Raw genomic sequence first — 25,765 nt, 5'->3', positions numbered from 1 at the left:
CATTTTTACTGTACTATTTATCTCTTTTTAGCACAACAACTTCGGTAGACCCTAAAGTTGATTTGTCAAATAATTTTCCCGAGGAGGAAATTTACGATTGGTTTCTCAAAAAAGGTGAGGAATATAAAATCCAAAGTAATCCGATTAAATTTCTTGATAATTTAATTTTAGCTGCCGATCATTATTGTAAGTTTACTCAAGCGAAAAATATTGATGGTTCAGACAACAAGTACCTTAAAAATATTTCCAAAATACAAGGAAGAGTCAAACAACATTTTATCTTATTGCTAGGAGGTCGATTTTTACAGATAGAACTTTTTGAAAAGTTATCAAGTTATGTAGAAAACGTATTTTTTATTTATTCTCTTACAAGAAAAGCACGACGGAAAGATATTAACCTCACACGAGAATTCTCCCAATGGAGTAGAAAGCTACAAACAGTTAAATCTAGTGAGCAACTAGATGATTTTATCCAAATGAATTTTATTCCTATACTTAAATCTTTAAAAGAAGATTTTCAATCTTCTCTAATAGGTACATCTGGTTCTAATTTAGCTAAATTTCGTTTGCGTTATTTGCTGGCAAAGATTAGCCAATTTATTGAAGAAAAATCCTATGGAAATTCAAAACCTATAGAGTTTTATTTAGATAAATCAATCACAATAGAACATATACTCCCAGTTTCTAAAAATGATTCTTATTCTCAAAAACTTGGTAATTTAACACTGCTCGAAAAAACTATAAATAGTTCAATTTCGGATAAACCATACAGTGATAAAATTTTGGGTTATCAGCAATCACGAATAATACTTACGCACTCTTTAGTTGAAATTCCTCAAGTTGGTCATAATACACAACTCAATCGTGCTATGAAACAATTTGGTTTAGTCAATTTTGATGAGTGGAATCATCACACAATTGATAAACGTCAAACAATTTTAGTTGATATCGCAATGAAAGTTTGGGGTATGGATTTTTAAGAATGACACAGAAGCAATCTTTTCATTAAAATCGATTGTATTCCGTTACGAGAGAATTGCCGATCGCTTTTATTTCTGTCATCATAGAAAATAGAAGTTCAGCTAAAACTCAACGCGATCGCAAGCAACACCCGAGGTGTCCCATGTACAACTCAACACCCACCCCATACCACACCGACGATCTGAATATCACCCCTCATGCGATCGCCTCAACCTCAGAATTGAACGATCCGCTTAATATTGCAGGAAATGCGAGTCAAAGTGCCTCTCTCAACATTGCAACCCCTCCCAATAGCATTGCATCCATGCAGGATCGGTTTTTACCACCGGTTCCCAATACAGCACCCGATCGCTTGTCTTTCAGCCTCGATAAGAATAATTATAACCTGACAGAAAGTATTGCAATTCGTAATGGCTGGATCTTCGATCGCGATGGTGCAACAGATATCGATCGCATTGAATTAGAAATCCAACAAAACAAGACCTCGTTAATTAATCTCGGTCAAATTAATGAGATAACCGTCGCTTCTTGGGATAACAAATGGGGAACTTTTACCCATTTGATGAGTTTAGACGGTTTGGGACTGACTGAAGGAAACTATGCGTTATCTGCGATCGCCTATGATAGTTCTGGATCGGCAAGTGTTTCATTTCAGCGCCTTTTTGCCATTACAGATCCTGCTTCTCACCCGAATCATAACCCCGAATCGCCTCGTTTTTCTCTCAATAAAATTGCGTATGAAAGTGGAGAGATTTTAGAAATTAAAAAGGGTTGGGCTTTTGATGAAAACGGCGCGATCGACCTACAAAAAATAACCTTTACCCTCGAAGATTTTACCGGAGAAGCGATCGCATTTTCCGAACAAGCTAATTTTAGTCAAGCATCTTGGAGTCCAAAATGGGCGAGTTTTGTCCATAAAATTGACCTCTCCGGACTAGATGTCGGAAAGTACACCTTACACGCCATTGCTTACGACCAATTGAATGCAGCAAGCGAAGAATTTTCGCGCTCGTTTATCATCGAAGACCCAATTTTAAGGAACAATGCACCAGAAAAATTACAGTTCACTATCGAGAAAAATGTCTACAATTCTAATGAGACTTTAACGATTAAAAATGCTTGGGTATTCGATGATGATGGCGGAACAGACCTCGATCGCGTAGAATTTAGTTTGTGGTTGAATAGTAAGGAAATCTTTTCTCCTCAGCAAATCACCAATTTAGTAACAAGCTCATGGAGTCAGAATTGGGCGAACTTTGCTTATAATTTAGACTTGAGTAACTTAGGCAGTGGGGACTATCGTTTGCGTGCGATCGCTTACGATAAAATGGGTGCAGCGAGTAACAGTTTTGAACGCCAGTTTCAATTAAACACTCTCGCCGGCAATTTTAGCAATTTTGATATCTTTGATGCTTCGGGAGATACGACGGCTAATACTGCATTTCAAAGCGGTGCATTGCGCGTAAATTACGATCTCGAAAATGTTTTTGATTTAGATAGCGTCCGTTTGGAAGCATGGCAAAATGGCGCTCTCATCTCAACCCTCGGCACATGGAATAATGCGAGTTTAAGCGATGGATTAATTAATTTAGATAGCTTTAATTTAACAGGAGGACGTTACGATTTTCGCACCGTTGCCAATACTCTCGGTGGCTTGGAAGTAAACTCATTCTTCCAAAATTTAAACATTCTAAGTTGGAATGAAAATACAACTCAATTTGGTACAGTTGCCGGAGAAACTTTAACCTATAACGATTTGACTGGAATCGGTCATGTTTTTGTCGGACGAGGGGGAACCGATACCCTTTCTTTAGGTTTAGATCGTAGCAGTATTGCCAGTATTAACGGCATTAACTTGGCTAACTACGATCCGTTTAATTCAACCAGCAAACAAGCCATTTTCCGAGGCACGGCTTTTGATTTTCTCACCTTAACCAATGGCAATGAAATTTATTTCCAAGGTATCGAACAATTAGAGTTTACCTCGGGGGACAATTTAGAATTACAGGTCAGCGCCAATGATACGCACTTCGATCGCCAGTGGAATTTGCGGGTTTCTAATGTTGAGAGTGCTTGGCGATTTAGTCGCGGGTCTCAAGATGTTTTATTAGTCACCCTCGATACGGGAATTTTAAGCGAATTTGGTTCCTCGGAAGGAGTCTACGATTTAGATTTAGAGAATCGTTTACTTACTGATGCAACGGACGTTGATGGTTATAACAATTACGGTCACGGACATTCAGCGACGACTATTATGGGAGCAACCAGTAATAATAACTTTGGTGTGACGGGTATTAATTGGGAAAGTGATATTTATGTGACTAATGTTTATATTGATGGGGTCAACCTGCAAACCGCCATTAAAGACGCGATCGCTTACGCCGAGACCCATAATCAGCGAGTAGTCTTCCAAACCGGCGTTCAAGGCGAATTCTGGTTGAATAGTGGCGGTACTCAAGGGCAGTTAGAAGAACTTTTGCGAGAGAACGCCGATCGCGCCATCTTCGCCGTCGCTGCTGGGAATGGTGGCGAAGATATTGATATTCCTAACAATCGACAACTGAGTGGTGGTGTGGCAAGATTGCAAACCACTCACGACAATGTGATGGCGATCGGAGCATTACAAAAAGTAGGTACAACAAAAATTGATGGGCTAACCAATGCGATCGGAGTCGATCGCGCGGCTTATTCTAACTATGGCTCGAGCTTAACCCTCATGTCTGCCACGGATTCCCCCGCCATGAATAAATTTGGCAATCATCAGACCTTTGGCGGCACTTCAGCAGCAAATCCCAATATGGCGGGCATTGCCTCTCTCGTTTGGAGCGTGAATACGGCTTTAAGTGCGGGGGAATTACGGCAAATTCTCATCGATACGGCCATGGACTTAACCACCACGAATCAAGGCGTTGCGGCAGGAGAAGGCAAAGACGACGCTTTCGGTCACGGGTTGGTCAATGCTGATGGGGCTATCCGTCGCGCCGTTGCTTTGAGTCGGAATGGAGAACTGGCGAACTTGTACGAGGGGCGATCGCAGTTTGCCTAATCGCAATTTGCCCCCCGAGTCCCTTAATTTTGAAAGTCACCCAAAAAATTTTCTCATTGCTGCATCCGATCGCTCTCCTCCTGCGTATTAAAGGTAAATCATGGGAGTGTGAGGCTCAAAAAATATGGACTGGCAACGTTACATCCGTTACGAAAACTTAATCTTACGGCTATTCGTCGGCGTTCCCCTCATTCTCTGGGGCGTACAGAAAATCACCACCCCAGCGATGGCAGAGGTCTACGTCAAAGACTTTCAGCAGCTTATTTTTATCGATCCCCATGTCTTTCTCTTCGTCGCGGGACTGCCCCAAATTGCCTTGGGTATTGCCATGATTTGTGGCTTTTACACCCGGTATATTGCGGCGATTTTTGTTTGGATGGGGCTAATGACCTTTATCGTGCCGGGATTTTTCACCATTGGCAATCCTTATAAATTCACCTACGGTCTGGTCATGGCAGGATGCGGCCTTTCCTTACTTCTGCGGGGTGCCGATGCTCCGAGTTGGGATGCCAAACGCCGGAAGCGTCAGAAATTGAAAGAGGAGCGATCGCGTCTTGCTGCTGAAAAATACTAACTTGCAGGCTGCATCAGCAATGCCTCAGACTGATGCCCAACTCGTCCAAGCTGGCGATCGCAAATCTTTAGCAGAACTTTACGATCGCTACGCCAGCTTGGTTTATACCCTTGCTCTCAAACTCTTAAACGACCCTCGGGATGCAGAAGATCTCACCCAAGAGGTCTTTCTCTCCCTCTGGCGGCGCAATCATTACGATCCGACTCGCGGCTCCCTCAGTAGCTATCTAACCATGCTGACGCGATCGCGAGGGATCGATCGCTTGCGCCAACGCTCTACCCACCGCAAAACGCGCGATCGCTGGTTTCGAGATATGCCCCATTCTCCTCGTCTCACACCTTTTGACCGTGTATTTCTCGAAGAGCGACGAGAATGCGTGCGCTGCGCCCTCGAGCGCTTATCAGCCAATCAGCGCCGGGTTTTAGAAATGGCATACTATGAAGGCCGAAGCCAGACCGAAATTGCCGAACAATTGAACGCACCTCTAGGAACCGTGAAGAGTTGGGCGCGGCGGGGCTTATTGAACCTGCGGGACGCATTAACCGAAATTATGGGGGACATCGAAACATGAGCGAACATTCGCCTTCTCGGATGGAAGAATTGATGGCGGGCTTTGTTATGGGCAATCTCAACCCAGAAGAAGCAGAAGAATTTCATCACTTACTTGCACGAGATCCCAGTCTCGTTGACGAAAGCGATCTCTTACAAGAGATATTAGAATGTTTGCCCTATGGCTTGCCCGAGGAAGAACCAACCCCTCAATTGCGGGAGAAAATTCTCGCCGGGGTGGAAAATCCCCGCCGACTCTATTGGTATCGATCGCGTAATTTCCAAGCCGTAACCGGAGCGATCGCAGCATTACTCGTCCTCGCCCTCGGGGTGGATAATTACCGACTGCGACAGGCTGTATCTCAATCTACGTCTCAGCAAATGACTCCCGAAACCGTCGGAACGATCGCGATCGCTCCCGAGGTTATCTTGGCAAATCAATGGGATGGACTTTCCGAACTGACAAACGATCATATTAAAGTCACTCAACAAGCCGGAAATCCCAACGAGAAACCAGAAATGACGGTTCAACAACTGGCCCGACGCTTCGATCGCGAACTGAATGTTTCTTTACCCATCACGCAACTCGATCGCGACGAATTAACGTTTATCGGCGGTAGTTTGTGTAGTTTGGTGAAAACCAAAGGCGTGCGATTAACGTATCAACTCGAGGGCGATCGCCCCCTCTCTTTTTACCAACTCGTGAAACCAGAAACCGCAACTTATCCTCATCCAGGCTCCGGTCGCCTTTATATCGAACGTCGCCATCGCCCAGCGATCGTGCTTTGGGAAGATGACAAGTTTCTCTACGCACTGGTCGCAGAAGTTCCTCGCGATCGCCTCAATCGTTTAGCTGCAGCGATCGAAGGTATTTAAAGGAAAAACCTTATTATTTCACCATTATCGGCGATCTTGCTTTTTTGTTCATGGGTTCGAGATGCTAGAATCGCGTTTAGCAGGTGCGCGATCGCCCATCTTCGGGACTCCCCATGAAACAGAAACAACGCTTATTCTTTCGCCGATTTCTTTGTCTTTGCGGACTGACGACAATATTACTATTGTCCTTCTCGGACGGGACAAAGCAAGGGGCCGCCAATCCTTCTTGTTGTTTGCAAAAGCAGGAAGAAACCGAAAAAAGCGATCGCAAATCTCTATCTGACGGCGAAATCAGCAACAATGCTCGAGCCGTCGTTCGCAGCAATACAAATTTTGCGATCGATCTTTATCAACAACTCCAATCAACAGACGGAAACTTATTTTTCTCCCCGTTTAGTATTTCAATTGCCCTCGCCATGACCTATGGCGGCGCAAAAAAGAAAACCGCGCAAGAAATGGCGGATGTTCTGTATTTTAATATGCCCTCAGAACAATTACACGCCGGATTTGCCGAACTATTACAGAGTCTGGAAACTTCCTCCAGCGAAACATTGAAAATGGCCAATCGCGTTTGGTTACAACAAGGGTTTTCTGTTTTAAATCGCTTTGTTGCCTTGACCCGCGATGCTTATCAAGCACCCGTTGCTAAACTTGACTTTAATGGGAATCCGGAAGAGGCTCGTCAAACAATTAATAATTGGGTCGCTCAAAGAACAAATCGGCAAATTCAAGAAGCACTTTCCCCCCAAGATATCCGTTCTTTAACACAATTTGTCCTGACCAATGTTATCTATTTTCAGGATCGTTGGTTGCAACAATTTCCCGAAGAAAATACCCGAGAACAGCCTTTTTGGATCGCATCAGATCGCTCGCTTTCCGTACCGATGATGCACCATCAAATCTCTAATTTTGGTTATTGCGAATATCCCGATCTACAGGTTCTCGAACTTTTCTACCAAGATTCTCGATTCTCAATGGTGATTTTACTCCCCCGAGAAATTGATGGAATCGTGCAACTCGAACAAAATTTAACGGCAAGCGATCTCATTCAATGGTTGTCAGAATTAAATTACTATTTTGATAATAAGTTGGCTGAGGTTTCTTTACCAAAATTTGCGATCGCTTCTGATTTTAAACTGAAAGATACTCTCATGGCAATGGGAATGCGGCGAGCATTTAATCGCTTTTCAGATTTTTCTGGAATTAGCACGCAAGAGGAACTCGTTTTACAAAAAGTTGCACACAAAGCTTTTGTTAAAGTTAACGAACACGGTACAGTAGCAGGAGCGACAACCTCAGTAATTGGGGGCAGTCGAGGACTTCCTTCTCTGATTGCAACCGTTACCGTCGATCGCCCATTTTTATTCTTGATTCGCGATGAAGAATCGAATAGTATTTTATTTATAGGTCGCGTCTTGAATCCCCTTGAATAAATGAAGGTTAAATATTGCCTTTGAACAACAAGTCTTGACTTATTCTTCCTACTATTCCAATAATTTAAGAATAAATTCCTATATTTAGTAATGAGCAAAGATACTCAAACCATCGTTCGCGATAACACAAAATTTGCGATCGCTCTTTATCAACACCTCAAACCAACAGGCGAAAATTTATTTTTTTCTCCTTTTAGCGTATCCGTGTCCTTGGCAATGACCTACGGTGGAGCAAGACAGGAAACAGCAAGGGAAATGGCAGAGGTTTTGCATTTTAATGTCCCTTCAGAACAATTACACGCCGAATTTGCCGAAATTTTACAGTATTTTCAGGAGTCTGCTCGCGAAATTCTCAAAATGGCCAATCGTATTTGGTTGCAACAAGACTTTACGGTTTGCGATCGCTTTTTAAAGTTAACGCGCGATCGCTATGCAGCCCCAGTTGCTCGAGTTGATTTTACAAAAAAACCCGAAGCAACTCGTCAAAACATTAACAATTGGGTCGCAAAAAGAACCAATCAAAAAATTCAAGATGCAATACCCTCCGACGTTATCGATCGCCTAACGCGCTTGGTTCTCACAAATGTCATTTATTTTCAAGCAAGTTGGGCAGAACAATTCCCCGAGAAAAATACACAAGAGGATACGTTTTGGCTCTCGTCAAATCATTCGATTTCCATTTCGATGATGCACCATAATATTCAAAATTTTTCCTCCATCGAATACTCCGATCTGCAAATTATAGAACTTTTCTATCGCGATAGTTCTTTCTCAATAGTGATTTTGCTCCCCCGAGAAATTGATGGGATCGAGCAACTCGAACAAAATTTAACAGGCGAAAATCTCATTCAACGGTTATCAGAGTTAGAAAGAAATTTTACGGGGGATTTAACTGAAATTTTCCTCCCCAAATTCTCGATAACTTCTGAATTTAAACTAAAAAAGACGTTAGAAACAATGGGAATGCAGCAAGCATTTAGCCCTTTTTCGGATTTTTCAGGGATGAGCAATGAGAGCGAACTCGTTTTGCAAAATGTCGTTCATAAAGCCTTTATTAAAGTCAACGAACAAGGTACGGAAGCGGCTGCCACGACTTCAGCAGTTATAGGTTTTCGCAGCGTCCCTCGCGTTACCAAACAATTTAAAGTCGATCGACCTTTTTTATTCTTAATTCGCGACACGGAATCGGGTAGTATTTTATTTATGGGTCGTGTCATGAATCCCCTTGTCAATGAGCAATGAACAATTTTTAAGAAAAAGAACCTATTCATGCGATTCTATATATAATAACAATATCCTTTATTCACTGTTCGCCGTTCGTTGTAGGCTAAAATGTGGGCTAAAATGACTCAAAGTAAAACGCGATCGCAAAGATTGCAAACTTATTTTATTTTAATTCTCCTAGCTTTCTTGATGTTATTTCCTTTACTGTGGTTGTTGGGAACATCTTTAAAGTCACCCGCAGAACAAATTTTTGGGTTTCCTCCTCAACTCATTCCTCGCGAACCCACCCTCAATAACTTTCGTGAAGTTTGGAACTCACATCCGTTTGGGCGCTATTTATTCAATAGTACATTAATCGCCATCTTAACCGTTTTTCTCAATCTTTTATCGTCTTCTTTAGCGGCATATCCTCTCGCTAGATTAAAATTTAAAGGGCGGGATTGGATTTTTGCCCTTGTGGTTTCTACAATCATGATTCCCTTTCAAATTGTCATGATTCCTTTATATATTCTCATTGTGAGATTAAATTTAGTCAATAGCTATTTAGGAATTATTTTTCCCGCGATCGCATCTGCTTTTGGTATTTTTCTTTTGCGCCAAGCGTTCCAAAGCGTCCCCAAAGAACTCGAAGAAGCCGCTCGCATGGATGGTTGTACAGAATTGGGTTTATGGTGGCATGTCATGATTCCTGCCGTTCGTCCGGCATTAGTCACATTAGCAATCTTTGTTTTTATCGGTTCTTGGAGCGATTTTCTCTGGCCGTTGATTGCGATTACCGATCCTGAATATTATACCCTTCCTTTAGGTGTTTCTAAGTTATTTCGAGGAGAAGATTTAAACTGGCGTTTAGTTGCTGCTGGTTCTATTATTGCTATTGCCCCTGCATTATTATTTTTTGTCTTCGTTCAACGTTATATTATTCCGACAGAAACTGGAAGCGGAGTCAAAGGATAAAATGGGAATGTTCATTTCTCATTGAAATGACGCAAACGAGGAAAGCGAGAAGGACGTTCTCGAGGAAGAAGATAGGGAACGGGAATGTAGTTTTTAACATTATTAGCCACAAAACCCAGAACGGAAGCCCCAGAAATTTTGAGATTTTCGATCGCTTTATTGAGCAAACCGCGATCGGTTTTTTCTAAACGAACGACCAGAATAATTCCGTCAGATTTTGCCGCTAAAATATGACCATCTGCCAAACCGACGAGGGGAGGAACATTATAAATAACCAGATCGAAAAAGCCTTGAAATTGTTCGGTTAAATGCTGCATTTTGTGGGATGATAATAATTTCACCGGATCGATGATAGTTTGTCCGGCACAGAGGAAAAAGAGATTTTCTTCGAGGGGAAATTGTTGAATCACATCGTTTAAACTCAGATCGCTTTGCAAAATATCGCTGAGTCCGAGATTATTTTGTAACCCCAAACGCAAATGTAACTGAGGTTTTCGCAGGTCGGCATCAACTAATAAAACTCGTCGATCCATACTCGCTGCCGTCTCTGCTAATTGGCGAGCAATCGTTGATTTTCCATCTCCTGGAGCCGCCGAGCCAATGACAAGAGAACGACTCGTTCCCAAGAGGTCAATGTTCGTATAAAGAGAGCGAAAAGATTCTAAATAAGCAGGAGGATAATGAGGCTGAGGAAAATCAGAAGGAACGAGTAAAATTTGCTCTTTTTTTGCCAGTTTTTCTAGTTTTTTCTCATATTTTTTTAGCTTTTTAAATGCGGGAATCGCCCCTAATAATCTTAATTTTGTCGCATTTTTGATTTCTTCGGGGGTATGATAAACTGAGTGAAGAATTTCAACAATAAAGCCGAACCCTACACCGACCAGAGATGAAAGAATGATAGCGATCGCGAGTTGACGTTTGGTATTACCGCTTTTAAATGACAATGGTATGCCACTCGGATATCTCCACAAGTCGGGTTCTTTGATTAACATCCAAGGAATCTCGCTTTGAGAAGCATCTAATTGCAAGCCTTCTCGCTTTTCTAAAAATGTTTTTAAACTCTCTGATGCAACCGCAAGATTGCGTTCGAGGTCGGTATAGCGACGCAAAACGTTCGGGAAAGTATCGAGGCGATTTTGTAATCCTTGTTCGGTCAATTGGAGATAGCTAACTCGCGCTTCTAGATCCCGCATTTTTACCGATACAGTTGCCAAAAGTTTATTCGCTTCTCGGGTTAAAGTTCGCTTTAAATTCTTCTGTCTTTCATGGAGAACCTCCATGCGAGGACTATCTGCTTTAAATTGTGCTGACTCTGTAGCAATCTTGGCTTCAATAGTATTCAATTGATTGAGGAGCAGCGCGTAAGCCTGTAGAGTTTCTGTATCTTTTAAGATAAGAGGAATGGGATTTCCCGATTCGATTTGTGTTTTGAGGCTGGTATAATTGGCTTTAACTTCTTCTAATTCAGCTTGGGTATGGATGCGCTGGCTGCTTAAATCTCGTGCTTGAGCGGCTAGATCTTTGGCTGTTTCTTCGGGATAATTGACGTGATAGCGTTCGCGTAATTGTTGGAGTTGTTTTTGTAGTTGATCGACTCGTGTTTCTAATTGAGGTAACTGATCGTTAATATGTCCAATTCCTTTATTGAGACTATTTAAACGTTCTTCTAAAGAATATTCTAAGTAAACCTCTTTAACTTGTTCTAAAATAAAGATAATTTTATCCGGATCGGGATCGCCATAAATAACTTCTAAAATTTTTGTGCCTTCAAATTTGCCATCTTTTTCATATTTAATGCGTTCGAGAGATAAATTTTTCTGTAAATCACCAATTTTGATATCGGGATATTTAACTTGTATTTTTTCGACTAATGGATCTAAAATTTTAGGACTTTTTAAGACGCGAATTTGCGTTTCGTAATCTACCAAATCCGAGCGACCTACCCCTTCTTTTGATAATTCGGTGGCGGTTGTCGTGCGAGTTCCGCTTTGAGCAAGTAGAGATAAACGAGCCAAACGTCCTTCTACGGTAACGGGTTCGACTAAAACTTGAAACGAGCCTTTAAATGCCTCTTCAATTTTTTTGGACTCTAAAAAAATTGCCCCTCCCGTCGCGATCGCTAAAACTCCCGATACCATCACCATGATCCCGATCCGGCGACGAACAACAGAAAAAAGCCATGCTAAATCTAGGCTGGTTTCTTCTTGTTGATTGGGAATTAGAGAAGAAGGAGATAAAGAGTATTCAGAAGATTGCGGTGCAAAAAAAGGATAGTCCGGTTTGGGTGCCATAAGTGGGAACAGCAAACAGTTATCAGTAAACAGTTATCAGTGAATTAGTCATTAGTAAAATTTTAATTCGGAATATCTATAATCCCCAAGGTTTCTAAAATACCAAAAATAGTAGCAGGAATGGAAAAGATGGCAAGAGCACCGGGTCCGGGATTAAAAAAGGTCGTGAGTGTATCGGAGAGTTTGGCATTGCGATTGCGCCCTACGAGAATGATATCGTTTTCTCTGAGAATGGGGTTGTTCTGTTCGTTAACCGTTGCACGGGCAATATCTACATCAATTTCTCGAGAAATAACCGTTCCGTCAGCGTTCAGGCGAATAAGGCGCACGTTTTCCCGAAAGGCGCGATCGCGATTGAATCCGCCCGAGGTCATCAAGGCTTGATTGAGGGTTGTGTTGGGAGGAACGTCGATCGCACCGGGATCCCGGACTTCTCCGACAACGCTGACTTGAATCGAAGTGGGGGCAAATTGAGCCGTTGCCAGTTCGCTCAGTTCTGCCGTGGAATATTGACGGGCTTCGGGGACGACAATCGTATCTCCTGCTTGTAAGGGCGTATCTTGAGCAATATCGCCAGCTTGCAAGAGTTCCCAGAGATTAATCGGGATAATTTGCTCGCCGCCGGCTTTAGTGAGACGGCGAATGGCAATATTGCGAATATCGGCGGTCATCTGAATACCTCCGGCTTCTTGCAGAGCTTGGGTTAAAGTGGGGAGTCCTCCGGTGAGTCCTGTTGCACCTCCTCCTGATAGTGCCGTTCCGATAATATTATAAGACCCCGGGCGTTTTACTGCTCCGACAACAGATACAGTCCGTCCGGTTTCGATATCGGCGGCAAAGTTGAGGGTAGCGAGTTGGCGCAGGTTGCGAAGATCGATATCGGGTTGCACGGGAACGAAAATCGTATCCCCATCTCGCAAAGTTAGATCCACCGTGCGATCGCCGGCTTGCAAAATACTGGCTAAATCAACTTCAAAGAGGCGATCGCTACCTCCATCAGAACTGCGGCGACGGACTTGAATACGGCTGATATCAGCACTGAGGGCAATGCCTCCAGCTTCGCTTAAGGCGGCGGTAATAGTGGGGTACTGGATTCCCGGTTTATCTCCAGCCCCTCCGATCAAACTGACGCTAAACGCTCCCGGATTGGTGACTTCCCCCGCGACAATAACATTGAGAGGGCGAGAATTGACGAGACGCATAGTGACTAAGGGGCGCTTGAGGTAGGCGGCATATTCGCTGGAAATGGTACGAGTGGCTTCTTCTAGGGTTAATCCCCCTATGGATACGCCACCAATCAGGGGCATAAAAATAACGCCATCTACGGGAACTTGGTAAAGGCCGCTATATTGAGGAACTTCAAAAACATCGATGGTGACGATATCGCCGCCGCCGAGTAAATAGGCTCCCTCCAAGCCGCGATTGGTCGGGAAATTCGCAGGGTTGGGGAGATTCGCGGGGGCTGGGGTAAAAATACAGTCGGGGCAATCTTCTTGAAGTTGTCCCTCGAAAATGGGAATTTGCCCTCGAGCGGGAGCAGCAAGAAAAACGATCGCGCCGCCAAATCCAGCGAGAATATTGAGAAAAAATATCGGTAAAAATACTCTGAGCATTTCCATGAACGATAAGCAATGAAGGATGAACGGTCATAGCGATCGCTTTTTGCTTTGGGGAGAGAAAGCATGCCGATAACCGTCTGGTATTTATTTTAAGCGATCGCTCGAAACAGGATAAACTATATTTGGGTTTTTCTTCTCCACGATCGATATCTTAATTTTCCTTTGTTAGTCGCCAAAATTTATGTCTTCGGTCAATCCTTCCATCCATTTTCTCCAACAACAAGCCGCTTCATTACTGCTTTATCAAAATGTTCTCGATAACGAAGTTGGAGAAGCATTTCTTTCCCTACTTCACACCCTACATGAAGGCAATTCCGTTCATTGTTTACAGGCTTATGGAGATTGGTTCAAAGCCTTGGCAACGACGGGGCAAAACTGGGAGGATTACCTCATCCAACAAATTTTATGGGACGACAATCCGTTTAGCCGACAAGTCCAACAGGTTTCCCTCGATACATTACCTCCAGCTTTAATTAATGCGGTTAAATACGATTTGCAAACCCTACATTCTCTCTATCGTTGTAGTGGCGAACAGTTAAGCCAATGGGTGCGAGGTATCTGTAAAATGAAGGAGTTGCCGATCGTTTGGAAGCTCGAAGCAAGGCGATCGCATTTTCTCCACGATCGCGACAATTGGAGTCAGACATTACCCGAATTAGTAAAACACTATCAGCAAAATGGGACGGGACTTTTTGCTCGCTATCGTGCTTTTCGTTGGGAAGCAAAACAATTAAAAGGAATTACTCACCCGGATCCCATTCAACTCACTGAAATTGTGGGCTATGAGAAACCTAAACAAACTTTAATTAAAAATACAGAGTTCTTATTATCCGGCTATCCGGCTTTGCACGTCCTGCTCTATGGCAGTCGCGGCTCGGGTAAATCATCGTTGGTGAAGGGGTTATTAGGGAAATTTAGCGATCGCGGTTTGCGTTTAATTGAAGTTAGCAAATCGGAATTGCGCGACTTATCCGAGATTTTAGAACAATTACGCGATCGCCCGCAAAAATTTATTATTTTTGTGGACGATCTTTCGTTTGAAGAAGATGATGAGGCGTTTAAATCTCTTAAAGTGGTTTTAGAAGGGAGTATTACGGCAAGGGCAAATAATGTTTTAGTTTATGCGACTTCTAACCGCCGTCATTTAATTCGCGAATTCTTTGAAGATCGTCCCCGTCCGAGGGATAGCGATGAGGTTCATTCTTGGGATACCATGCAAGAAAAGTTATCGTTTAGCGATCGCTTTGGCTTAACGTTAACCTTTGAACCCGCTAACCAAGAGACCTACTTAGAAATCGTCCGTCATTTAGCCAAAGAAGCCGATATAAGTCTTAAAAAAGAAGATTTGGAATTTCGTGCCAAACAATGGGCAACCCGTCATAATGGACGTTCTGGACGGACTGCTCGACAATTTGTTGATTTTCTTAAGGCAGAATTGGCAATGGTTAATGAGTAATCGGTTATTGAAATGAAATCTTATTCTCTTTGGTGGGAAAATACGATCGCTTATCAAGGAAATGCAACAGGATATATTGGCAATTTCTCTGGAAATAATCCCAAAATTTTACTCCAAACCTCTTGTCAGCAGTTAAAGGAAAAAGGATGTACATTTGCGATCGCTCCCATCGATCGCAATACATGGCATAATTATCGCCTCGTGATGGAACGGGGAAATTATCCCCCCTTTTTCCTCGAACCCAATGCTTCCGATGAGCTATATCGAGCCTTATTAGAACAAGATTTTTTCCCGATCGCGCATTATTATTCTGCCCTGTGTACGGATTTACAAATGAGCGATCGCCGTTTAATTTCCGTGCAAAAACGCTTAGGCGATCGCGGTATAACCATTCGTTCGTTAAATCCAGAAAACTTAGAAACAGAACTCGAAAAAATTTATCAAATTGCGATCGTGGCATTTCGCAAAAACTTCCTCTATCAACCCATCTCTACACCTGAATTTATCGCCCTCTATCGTCCGATTTTGCCCTATATTCAGCCGGAACTCGTTCTCATTGCTGAAGAGCGAAACCAAGCGATCGGCTTCTTATTTGCCCTCCCTGATGCCTTAGAAGTGCAACGAAGAAACGCGATCGAAACAGTAATTCTCAAAACAGTTGCCGTGCTTCCTCAGCGAAAGTATGCTGGGCTGGGGAATATTTTAGTCGAAAAATGCCATGCGATCGCATCCCAAATGGGTTATAAAAAAGTTATTCATGCTTTGATGAATCGTGCTAATCCTTCCAGCAATATTAGTCAATATTATGCACAACCCATTCGACATTATGCACTTTTTGGTAAACAATTAAAATAGCGAGAGTTTCTCTCATTACCTCTTTCCTATTTTCATGTCTTTAGAAAGTCGTTCTATTCTGCCTCGTAATGGCCAAACTCCAACTCGTCTTTTAGTAATGCTGCATGGTTGGGGTGCAAATTCAGACGATCTGGCAGGTTTAGTTAACCTTCTCGATCTTCCCGAATACCAATTTTTGTTTCCCAATGCACCTTTTCCTCATTTTCAAGTTCCGTGGGGTCGGGCGTGGTATGCTCTGGAAACCGAAAAACGCGAAGGATTGGCAGAAAGCCGGGAATTATTGCTGACTTGGCTGCGATCGCTTCCCGAACAAACTCAAATTCCTCTCGATCGTACCGTACTCTTTGGCTTTTCCCAAGGAGGAGCCATGACATTAGATGTAGGGTTTGAGTTACCATTGGCAGGATTATGTAGTGTTAGCGGTTACTTTCACGCTCTCCCCAAGGCTGACAACACATCGCCACCCACCTTAATCGTACATGGAGAACTCGATCCTGTCGTTCCCATACAAGCCGCTCGCGATGTTAAAGAAACTTTAACCGCACGAGAAGTTTCAATCAAATACCAAGAATTCCCAATGGCTCACGAAATAAACGATTCAGCCTTATCAGCATTACAAGAGTTTATTGCTGCTCTTTCATGAAGTTCTGAAAAGAAAACTTATGGATATCAGTATTGTCACGACTGCTGCTTTACCTTGGCTAACTGGTATGAGCATTAATGCACTTTTACGAGCTGCCTATCTTTCCAAAGATTTCCAAGTGGAACTCATAATTCCTGAATGTACCAATGCAATTGAAACTTGTGAATCTACTAAGCTCTTAAAGAGGGATGAGACTATAAAATTATCCTATGAATACCTCAAAGGCTCTGTTGCCGATACATCTTGGTGTCAAAATAATCTTAAAATTCGGTCTTATGAAGCGATCTATCGTAAATTTAGTAATTCACTCTATCCCAAGGAAAGTATTATTGATTATCCTTTTTCTGGCGACATTCTTATTCTAGAAGATCCGCTTCAATTAATGAGCCATCCCAACAATATGAAACCCAATCTTAAATTACTCACTCGAAAAAAGTTCAAATGCAAATATAAATTAACGATTGGAATCATTGAAACAAATTGGTTTTATTTTATCCCGGAAATTGCGGCAAATATTTTTCAGGAACAATTCGGGACTCAAGTCTTAAAAACTCTAGGTAGAACATTATTAAACCGTCATTTAGATCTCACAATTGACTTAGTTCCAGTATTACCAAAACTGCACGATCGCCGTTATGTCAAAAACGTGAATGGTGTTGGCGAACAGTTTTTTACAGTAGCTCAAAAAAGCAAAAATATATCAGGAAACTACTATATCGGTAAATTAACTCATCTCAAAAAGGTCGATGTTCTCCTTCAATGGGCAGTGAAGTATAAAATATTCTTGGATGTGTATGGTCAAATATTAAGAGTCCCCGATGAGTTACCTCCATCCCTTAAAAAGCAATATGATGCTAGGCTTGCTCAGAATCTTGAATATTTGAATTCCCCATATATCAACTATTTCAATAGTACCAATTCTCCCGATCTCGATCTGGCAAACTATAAGACCTTTATTAATCTTTCTCTCTCCGAAATGCTCTGCACTAGCACGGCTGAAGCACTGGCGATGGGAAAATTTGCAATCCTCCCCGATCATCCTTCCAATCATTTTTTCAAGCAATTCAAAAACGCACTCTTCTATCAAAATGAAGAAGAAGCAATTCGCTCGATCCGAAAAACTGAGACATTAGAGCCAGAAGAAGATATTGCGATCGCGCAATTGCACTGGTCGCAAGCTAATAAACGTCTTTTGTCTATTATTAATGATAATCTCTAGTAGGGATCTAGGAAAATTTTTACTACGGCAAATCTTGACATTAAAAAAACAAGTGTTATATTTTTGAATAGATGCAAAAGTAACAAATACACACAATTATGAGTAATAACAAACAAGAAGAATATGATTCGTACAAAAACAAATTCGTTAGTTACTCAGAACTAAAAGAGCATTCCAGTTACTCAGATGCTTGGATTGCCATTAATGGTGTTATTTATGATATCACGGATTTCGTCGAAAAACATCCTTTTGGGGATACATTTCGAGGAATTTTAGGAACGGATTGTAGCGGCTTATTTTCATCCGCACATATTAACACTAATGTAGAAGAGCTAATAAAAAGTGAAGATTTTTTAAAGAGAAATAATATAAAAGTAATAGGGTATCTAGATGTCAAGCAGGATTTTTTGCATAAAGACAGCGATGGCCGATATTTAGATCGAATTGTTTATAAAGAAATCAACAAAGATGAATTTTGGTTGGAATTAAAAACCAAGGTCAAAGAATATTTAAAAGAAAACAATGAATCCATTCATTACTCTAAATTTGAAGGAATTTTATATCTCCTCTATTATGGAATACTATTTATTATTTTATCATATTTAACTTGGATCGAAGGCTCGATTGTCGCAGCAATATTACTTGGATTTCAGATGGTTTGTGCTTGCGCGGGAGTCTCCCACATGGTGGCACACTTTGGCTTTACAAAAAATAAGTTATTAAATTTTTTGGCACTCCATTTTATGGATTTAAGTGGATTTTCATGGTTAGAATGGCAAATCATTCATCAAACCCATCACAATCAACCTCATTCATCCATCGATCATCAAACTAATCAGTATGACCCTCTGCGTATTCATCAATATGTGAAACATCAGAACTATCATGGACATCAACATATAAGTTTTTGGCTAGGGCTGATAATATATCATTTTCGTGCTTTCTTTATGAGTACAGTTTGGTTGATTCAGAATCGAGAATTTCTGCGCCATCAATATGAAATTGTTGGACATATTGTAGCCAAATTAATCGTATTTTGTTTGGTTGGTTATTCTATGTATTTACATGGTTTTGCTCATGCTATGATGCTGTTTGCTATATTTTCAATCTCTTTCTCTTATTCAGCATTTCTATTGTTATACAATAATCATGAAGAAACTCATCATGTTTTAGCTTTAAATGAAGATGTCAATGGTTATCATCATCAATTTTCTTGGGCTAAAACCCAAGTTAAAACATCAGGAGACTGGTATCCAACCAACTGGATACTATCATTTATTGAATTTAATTATGGTTATTTTAACTACCATATCGAACATCATTTATTCCCTGCTTTTAAGCCTCGTTTGTTGAAAAAAATTGCACCGATTGTTAAAAGTGTATGTCAGAAACATGGTGTTCCTTATATTGCAACAACCTATATTGAAGTCCAGCAATCCTTTCAAAGGCATATTACGAAGATGGCTCTTCCTCCAGAAGAATTGGAAATAGAGAAGTTATAATTTTAACTGGCAGATAATACTTCTGCGGGATCGAGTCGTGTCGCTTTATTCACGACAATGACCCCCGAAGTCAAACACATAATCACAGTTAAGCAAAAGATGAAAGTTGCTCTTTGAACTTCCATATAGAAAGGAAGACCCGTCACTGAAAATATAACTTGATAAAATCCCCAAGACATGAAAAAACCCGGGATATACCCCAAACAAGCGAGGATTGTTGCTTCTTGTAGAACGACCAATAAAATGTAGCGTTTATGATAGCCCATTGCTTTGAGAAAAGCATATTCGGGTAAATGAGAGGTAATATCGTTAGACAAAACTTGATAAAGAATTGCAACGCCAACAATCAACGCGATCGCGGCTCCCGCTTGAAAAATTATGCCAAAGGTGGACTCATGAATCCAGAAATTTGTCTCTCGATCCATAATTTCCCGTCGCGTTAAGGCAATAACATCAGGGGATAGGTTTTGATTCAGTTTGCGAACAAAGCGATCGGCATCTACTCCTTCCTCAAGTTGGATTAATCCTTCACTCGCTAAATTAAGAGAGTGAGAAAATAAACGTTGAAAGTTTTGGTCGCTTAATAAAATCGTGCCATCGTATTCAAAACTATTCCCCAAGGAAAATAAACCGATAATTTCCACGATTTCTTCACCAAGTTTGCTCGTAATGCCGACATATCGAGGCCCGTATTCGCGATGGGAACGGCGATCGAAGATAACTGTATCGGGAGGTTGTAAGCCGGTAATAACTTCAGGCGATAATTCTGGGAAAAATGTTGCTTTCTTCAGATCGAATCCATAGACTTGAATCTGACGACCATTACCCGTCACGGCATTTTGCCATTGGGTTTGACCTGAATATAGAGGCATCACTCGTTTGACTTCTGCTAATCCCTCGAGCCGATACAAATGTCGAATGGAAAAAACAGTAGATACAGTCGGATCTTTACTTTTTGTAGAAAGTAAATAGACATCGGCATTCAATTGGCGGTAAAATGCAAGTGCCGCATTTTCCATTGCTCCCAAAGTGCCGAGGTTGACAAAAACAAGCGTTACAGAACAACCCACCCCGGCGATCGCGGCCAAGAATCGAGATTTATTATGGAGCAAATTGAGCCATGCTACAGGAACATTTTCCATCTTGTCAAAGTAAAAATCGCGATTGGTGTATCTTATCTCAAAGCGATCGTTTGCTTGAGAGTTAAATCCAATCCTATTGTTTTGCACTGATGTTTTCTTCCAAGGTAACACCCTTAGCGTGGCTGAATCTAACCCATTCACCCCGCCGTTTTCTCACCGCAATTTCTGGTGTGACATTTGCTGTCTTTTTGATGTTCGCATTTAAGGGTTTTGAAAATGCTCTCTATGACAGTCAAGTGCAATTGATCGAACGTCTCAATGGCGAAATTATCATCACCCACAAACTCCGCTACTTCATGAGAAGCACGAAAAAGTTTCCTCGACGGTGGCTCGATCGCATTCGGGGGTTCAGTGGTGTTAAAACGGCTTTTCCTCTCTATATTCGCGTTGCTGAATGGAAAAATGCGGAAACTAATGAGTATGGTGTCGTCAGAGTTCTTGCTTTTAATCTACAAAATCCGCTCTTTTTGCTCCCCGAGGTGGATCGATATCAGAAAATCTTGCAACTCCCCAATACCGTTTTAGTCGATCGCTTCTCGAAATCTTCAGTAGGACCCATAAACGCAGGAGTCGAAAGCGAGTTGGGTAATCGTCAAACCCAGATTGTCGGTACCTTTAATCTTGGCAGCGAGATCGTTGCGGGGGGAGGCAACTTTATCATGAGCGATCGCAATTTTCTCCGCTATTTTTCTCCCTCCAATCCCACTCTTGCGGGTCGAATTTTGCAGGAGATTGATATTGGTGTAGTCCAAGTGACGCAAGAGATCGAGCTTTCTACTTTGATTGCCAGATTGCGCCAAACATTACCCGACGATGTGACCGTTTTATCCAAAGAAGACTTTATCCAACGGGAATTAGATTATTGGCAAAAGACGACCAGCGTAGGCTTTGTTTTTAATATGCTTGCCAGTATGAGTTTTATCGTTGGGATTAGTTTAGTTTATCAAGTATTATCTACCGATATCTCGGATCATTGGCCGGAATATTCCACTTTGCGAGCAATGGGTTATCCCAATCGTTATCTCTTGGCGATCGTTTTACAGGAAGTGGTCATTTTAACAGGATTGGGTTTTGTCCCGGGTTTGTTAATCTCAATGAGTTTATATCGCCTTCTCGCAGGGCTTACTGGTTTAGTCTTCAAAATGACCGTACTGAGAGCCGTTAATATGTTGATTATTACTGTGGTGATGTGTTCGATTTCGGGATTTATTTCTATATTAAAAGTTCGGAATATCGATCCGGCTGAAGGATTCCAATAATAAATCAGTTCATTATACTACACTAGAACGCTATGAAGCTTTGTTACCCAATGCTTTTCCAGATTTGCCTTTTATAGGTTTCGTGTTTTTCAAGATCAATTTAAGATTGTATTTTGACTGCTTTAACTTTTGTTGAATGGGATTTATTTTTGAATGGTAGAATAAACATGACAATAAGGTTGATATTCTTCCTGTGTAAACGGTTCATATCCGACAACACCTGAATAGGTTATTTTGCATAGCAAACGATAATTGAGAGGAATAGGAGAGTGACTAATTTTAGCCACTGTGACCCGGACTAGATTTGGATCGCGCATGAGGATTTCAAAGATATTACTGATTAAATAGCGCGGACAATAGCCGACAATATAGTGATCTGGGGTATTGAGTGTTAAGGCTTTATCGTCATATTGGTTATGAAATTCATGGGCTAACCAAAGGGTTTCTCCGATGTTTAATTGTTCGATGCGTTGTAGTGTTGTTTCGGGTAAATGTCGTAAACCATGAGCTAAAAAGTTGAGATGGTATTGCCCTTGCTCATCCTGTTGAGGATAAGGGAAAACGGCAAAATAATCGGTTTCTCGGAGTCCTCCAGTCCGTCCTAAAAACTCCAGAATATCGAGATTTTGGGGCGACAAGTTGAAGCGACTGAGAAAGTTTTGATAATCTGGTCGAGAAGGGGGCATAACTCGATTTGCAAACACTGCAAATAATTCAGTGGAGCGATATTCTTGCTCCCATTCTGGAAAGGAAATGAGGGGGGTAAATCCATATTGTGTGGCTCGTTTTGCCCCTTGAATATAGACAAAGGTGTAGATTTCTCCATCAAAAGTGAGGCGACCCACTGGAAACCACAAGCGACTGTTATGATCTTGCCAAGCTAAAAATATGATTTTGAGGGGGGACATCATAATGAGAGTAATCTATTTTGATTGGTGAGTAAAATCTGTTTGGCAAACTGTCCTGCTACTGCGGAGAGACGATGCTCGGGAAAGGCTTGTAATATCCAGTCTATCTGTTTTTCAGTAATTTGCTCGAGACGACTCAGCCATTCTTGACTCGCTTGAGGATATTGAGTCACAATATACTGTAACAAGTCTAAAGTTTTCAGAGGTTTTTTATCGGTTTTATACTGATAAAATGCAGATGAACACCGCTTAACATAGGCTTCTACAGATCGGCTCTTGCGTCTTTCGTCGGAAAGTTCTCGACCTAAACAAGAAGCATGATCGTAGGTAGGAGCAAGATATTTTTGATCTGAATATTTTTGAGAGTTCACAAACCCCCAGTTCTCGTGATGACGATCGCTATTCCCAATCCAAGCATCGAGCATTAAATAGCCTACAAATAAATCTCTAGCATCTGTAAATGTAGAAGGAATGTTCCAATTAGAGGGAAAGCCAACATTGTTAATTTTAATAACCTTCATTACGACTCCAATAGTATATTCATGATTGTTATAAGTTGCTACAGTTGAATAGTTCGGGAGTAAACGATTCAGAATTTCATTTCCATGAACTAATGTTTCACCTCTTTTTAAGAAATTTACACCGATGATTCCTTTTTTTTTGTTTAGTGTTTCTGCTAACTCATAGCGAGCCGATGGTAAGTCTAAAAGTTGACATAACTCAAAGGCTATTTTTTCAGACCAATCTTCTCCTGTATTGGGACGAGGATATTTGAATAAACAGCGACCCAGTTGAGGATGATTTAGCCAAAATTTGGGTTTAGTCCCCATCATTTCTTCTTGAGCTTCTCTCATTTGTTCTGAATTGAGAGAAATAATTTCAAACTGATGTTTCATTATTATTTTTTTCAGGGAAGGGGAGAGGAGCGTAACTGCCATCGTAGTATTATATTATTGTCATAATGCGATCGCGTAGCGTCCCGTAGATAAACATCTTGCTCGCTAAAATATCCCAATTTGGATGCGTGACAGCTTTATATTCCCTGTTCCCTTTTGACATAACAAGTTCGGTAGCATCTCAAGTTTTTGTTTATTTTCCTACAACCATGTCCGATCTCCTGCTTGCAAACTCTAATATAGCACCCAAAACCACAAATGATTCTGTCATTTGCATCCGTAATTTGAATTATTATTTTGGTCGGGGGGATATTCGCAAGCAAATTCTCTTCGATATCAACTTGGATCTATTCAAAGGTCAAACGGTAGTTTTAACCGGTCCTTCCGGCTCCGGAAAGACCACTTTATTAACCTTAATGGGTGCATTGCGATCGGCTCGGGACGGAAGCTTAAAAGTTCTCGATCGCGAGTTAGTCGGTCTGTCAGAATTGGCATTAGTAGAAGTACGGCGCAAGATCGGTTTTATTTTTCAGGCTCATAATTTATTCGATTCTTTAACCGCCGTGCAAAATGTCGAGTTAGCTGTAGAATTAGGCGATCGCAGAAAACGAGGAAATAGAAAATATAAACAACAAAAACGAGAAATCGCCGTTGAAATTCTCACAAAACTAGGTTTAGGACAGCGAATTAATTATAAACCTAACGCTTTATCGGGCGGACAGAAACAAAGAGTATCCGTTGCTCGCGCTCTCGTCAATCAACCTTCATTAATCTTAGCTGACGAACCCACCGCCGCCCTCGATCGCTCTTCTAGTTTGGAAGTTTTATCCATGATGCAACACTTAGTAAAAGAACGAGATGGAACATTATTGCTGGTCACGCACGATAGTCGAGTATTGGAACTTGCCGATACGGTGATTAGTTTAGATGATGGGCGTTTATCCCAAGCAAAAGGAGAGCTCCTTCGCAGTATTAGTAGCTTAGTATCCTCAATTTTAGAGATGGATACCAAGGAAATTGCCGATACCGTCCGCCCTCTTTCTACAGAACAGTTCTCGAAGTTTTTAGACAAACTGAATGCTGAATTTTCGCAATTGCTCAATACGATGACTCTCCTAGAAAGTCGTTCTTTGGGCGGTAAATTAGAATTAATTATTCAAACATTATCGGTAAAAATTGCTCAAATATTGAACGCAGAACAAGTGACATTTTTTGTAGTCGATCGCGAAAATCAGAAACTCTGGTCTAAAAATGCTCGGGGGAAAGGTGGAGAATTAATTAGTATTGAAATTCCCATTAATGCAGGGATTGCTGGAAGTGTTGCGACAACAGGAAAAAGCGTAAATATTCCCGAACCTTATAACGATGCACGTTTTAATCCACAAATCGATCGCGATACGGGTTTTCTCACGCGAAATTTGATTTGTTTACCCATGTTTAATGAGCAAAATGAAGTATTTGCTGTCGTACAAGTGTTGAATAAAAAAGGAGATTCCCCTTTCGATCGCAAGGACGAAGAACGATTTTTCGATCTTACACAGTCTTTGGAATTGGTACTTCAGTCTAGTATTTTATATGCCAAACAAGGTCATTCTATTATTACGCAAACCCTAAAAAGCGATCCTGACGACCTGAAACGTAAAGTTGAGGCGCTTTCTGTCGATCACTTCATTCAATTCTTAGAGGAATTAAATCAGGAGCTTGCAGAAGTTCACCAGAATAAGTTTATGGTGCAAGACTCTCTGCTCAAACATAAATTAGATGATTTAGGTGACGTTCTCGCCTTGAAAATGGCTCAAGTATTGCAAGCAGAAACAGTAACGCTTTTTATTATCAACCAAGACAAACAAACATTACGAGCTGATAATGCACTCGGTAAGAATGGAGAACGAATTGAGATCGAAATTCCCCTTGAAACTGGAATTGCGGGTTACGTGGCGAAAACAGGTCAACCCGCGATCGTTAACGATCCCTATAGAAATCCTCATTTTAACCCTGATATCGACCGAGAAACAGGATTTAGGACGCGCAATATTCTCTCTCTGCCGATTATCGATCCGCAAAATCGCGAAGTCATTGCTGTCGTTCATGCGCTTAATAAGCTCAACAACGCTGAATTCAATACTGGCGATCGAGATAGGTTTTTGGAAATCGTTAATGCTCTCGGAGGCGTTTTGCCAGACGCTATCGATACACTCCGAAAAAGTTTTACTTATCTGTAGTGCGATCGCCTCCCTAGCAACGATCGAGCCGCACAACATTAGCAGATGAGGACTTGAGTAATTCGTGTTTGACCGTCGCGAATAGATTATGATGTCTCTGTACTATTTCGATCCTA

Annotated in this window: 20 protein-coding genes; 15 read left to right on the top strand and 5 right to left on the bottom strand. The window is 41.4% G+C overall.

Translation table 11 applies throughout. From position 1 onward, the window contains the following. From AC6RV6_RS02740 to AC6RV6_RS02705, 8 genes are all read left to right on the top strand, one after another. Window positions 1-980 (top strand): HNH endonuclease family protein (locus AC6RV6_RS02740; protein WP_500238767.1); only part of this gene is annotated, 980 nt, incomplete at its 5' end. A 143-nt stretch (window positions 981-1,123) separates the two neighbouring features. Beyond that, the gene (locus AC6RV6_RS02735) at window positions 1,124-4,027 is read left to right on the top strand and encodes a S8 family serine peptidase (protein WP_500238766.1); all 2,904 of its coding nucleotides are present in this window, start codon (window positions 1,124-1,126) and stop codon (window positions 4,025-4,027) included. Window positions 4,028-4,151: 124 nt separating this feature from the next. After that, window positions 4,152-4,601, top strand: a complete 450-nt coding sequence (locus AC6RV6_RS02730; protein WP_500238765.1) for a DoxX family protein — start codon at window positions 4,152-4,154, stop codon at window positions 4,599-4,601. Window positions 4,602-4,620: 19 nt separating this feature from the next. Continuing rightward, entirely contained in the window at window positions 4,621-5,172 is a 552-nt protein-coding gene (locus AC6RV6_RS02725; protein ID WP_500238764.1) for a sigma-70 family RNA polymerase sigma factor, read from the top strand. Then, complete coding sequence (locus AC6RV6_RS02720; RefSeq protein WP_500238763.1) at window positions 5,169-6,026, top strand: hypothetical protein; 858 nt, start codon at window positions 5,169-5,171, stop codon at window positions 6,024-6,026. The genes AC6RV6_RS02725 and AC6RV6_RS02720 overlap by 4 nt, the downstream gene beginning before the upstream one ends. Window positions 6,027-6,139: 113 nt before the next feature. After that, the gene (locus tag AC6RV6_RS02715; RefSeq protein ID WP_500238762.1) at window positions 6,140-7,459 is read left to right on the top strand and encodes a serpin family protein; all 1,320 of its coding nucleotides are present in this window, start codon (window positions 6,140-6,142) and stop codon (window positions 7,457-7,459) included. A gap of 90 nt (window positions 7,460-7,549) precedes the next feature. Continuing rightward, window positions 7,550-8,701, top strand: coding sequence for a serpin family protein (locus AC6RV6_RS02710; protein WP_500238761.1), 1,152 nt, complete (start codon window positions 7,550-7,552; stop codon window positions 8,699-8,701). 102 nt (window positions 8,702-8,803) lie between these two features. After that, window positions 8,804-9,637 carry a carbohydrate ABC transporter permease gene (locus AC6RV6_RS02705; protein WP_500238760.1) on the top strand — a complete coding sequence of 278 codons (834 nt, stop codon included), beginning with the start codon at window positions 8,804-8,806 and terminating at the stop codon, window positions 9,635-9,637. Between the two features lie 11 nt (window positions 9,638-9,648). On the opposite strand, the gene AC6RV6_RS02700 is transcribed toward AC6RV6_RS02705, so the two are convergent. Together AC6RV6_RS02700 and AC6RV6_RS02695 are read right to left on the bottom strand one after the other, a co-directional pair. After that, entirely contained in the window at window positions 9,649-11,928 is a 2,280-nt protein-coding gene (locus AC6RV6_RS02700; RefSeq protein WP_500238759.1) for a GumC family protein, read from the bottom strand. Window positions 11,929-11,990: 62 nt separating this feature from the next. Then, window positions 11,991-13,547, bottom strand: a complete 1,557-nt coding sequence (locus AC6RV6_RS02695) for a polysaccharide biosynthesis/export family protein (RefSeq protein ID WP_500238758.1) — start codon at window positions 13,545-13,547, stop codon at window positions 11,991-11,993. A gap of 181 nt (window positions 13,548-13,728) precedes the next feature. On the opposite strand from AC6RV6_RS02695, the gene AC6RV6_RS02690 reads away from it, so the two are divergent. From AC6RV6_RS02690 to AC6RV6_RS02670, 5 genes are all read left to right on the top strand, one after another. Continuing rightward, entirely contained in the window at window positions 13,729-15,003 is a 1,275-nt protein-coding gene (locus tag AC6RV6_RS02690) for an ATP-binding protein (protein ID WP_500238757.1), read from the top strand. A gap of 12 nt (window positions 15,004-15,015) precedes the next feature. After that, window positions 15,016-15,858, top strand: coding sequence for a GNAT family N-acetyltransferase (locus AC6RV6_RS02685; protein ID WP_500238756.1), 843 nt, complete (start codon window positions 15,016-15,018; stop codon window positions 15,856-15,858). 34 nt (window positions 15,859-15,892) lie between these two features. Next, on the top strand, window positions 15,893-16,501 hold the full coding sequence (locus AC6RV6_RS02680; protein WP_500238755.1) for an alpha/beta hydrolase: 609 nt from the start codon (window positions 15,893-15,895) through the stop codon (window positions 16,499-16,501). Between the two features lie 19 nt (window positions 16,502-16,520). After that, window positions 16,521-17,720, top strand: a complete 1,200-nt coding sequence (locus AC6RV6_RS02675; RefSeq protein ID WP_500238754.1) for a hypothetical protein — start codon at window positions 16,521-16,523, stop codon at window positions 17,718-17,720. Window positions 17,721-17,818: 98 nt separating this feature from the next. Next, on the top strand, window positions 17,819-19,222 hold the full coding sequence (locus tag AC6RV6_RS02670) for a fatty acid desaturase (RefSeq protein WP_500238753.1): 1,404 nt from the start codon (window positions 17,819-17,821) through the stop codon (window positions 19,220-19,222). Window positions 19,223-19,224: 2 nt separating this feature from the next. Here the strand turns inward: AC6RV6_RS02670 and devC (AC6RV6_RS02665) are convergent, their stop codons facing one another. Then, window positions 19,225-20,451 (bottom strand): ABC transporter permease DevC, encoded by a 1,227-nt coding sequence (devC, locus tag AC6RV6_RS02665; RefSeq protein WP_500238752.1) that lies wholly within the window; start codon window positions 20,449-20,451, stop codon window positions 19,225-19,227. 2 nt (window positions 20,452-20,453) lie between these two features. On the opposite strand from devC (AC6RV6_RS02665), the gene devC (AC6RV6_RS02660) reads away from it, so the two are divergent. Then, window positions 20,454-21,623, top strand: coding sequence for an ABC transporter permease DevC (devC, locus tag AC6RV6_RS02660; protein WP_500238751.1), 1,170 nt, complete (start codon window positions 20,454-20,456; stop codon window positions 21,621-21,623). 143 nt (window positions 21,624-21,766) lie between these two features. On the opposite strand, the gene AC6RV6_RS02655 is transcribed toward devC (AC6RV6_RS02660), so the two are convergent. Both AC6RV6_RS02655 and AC6RV6_RS02650 read right to left on the bottom strand, forming a co-directional pair. Then, on the bottom strand, window positions 21,767-22,534 hold the full coding sequence (locus AC6RV6_RS02655) for an HIRAN domain-containing protein (RefSeq protein ID WP_500238750.1): 768 nt from the start codon (window positions 22,532-22,534) through the stop codon (window positions 21,767-21,769). Continuing rightward, entirely contained in the window at window positions 22,531-23,427 is an 897-nt protein-coding gene (locus AC6RV6_RS02650; RefSeq protein WP_500238749.1) for a HipA domain-containing protein, read from the bottom strand. The genes AC6RV6_RS02655 and AC6RV6_RS02650 overlap by 4 nt, the downstream gene beginning before the upstream one ends. A 209-nt stretch (window positions 23,428-23,636) precedes the next feature. Between AC6RV6_RS02650 and AC6RV6_RS02645 the strand changes: the two genes are divergently transcribed. Further along, window positions 23,637-25,649 (top strand): ATP-binding cassette domain-containing protein, encoded by a 2,013-nt coding sequence (locus AC6RV6_RS02645; protein ID WP_500238748.1) that lies wholly within the window; start codon window positions 23,637-23,639, stop codon window positions 25,647-25,649. Window positions 25,650-25,765 lie beyond the last annotated feature (116 nt).

Source organism: Spirulina sp. LEGE 11439, assembly GCF_059821285.1.
This window is presented reverse-complemented; position numbering and strand designations above follow the sequence as displayed.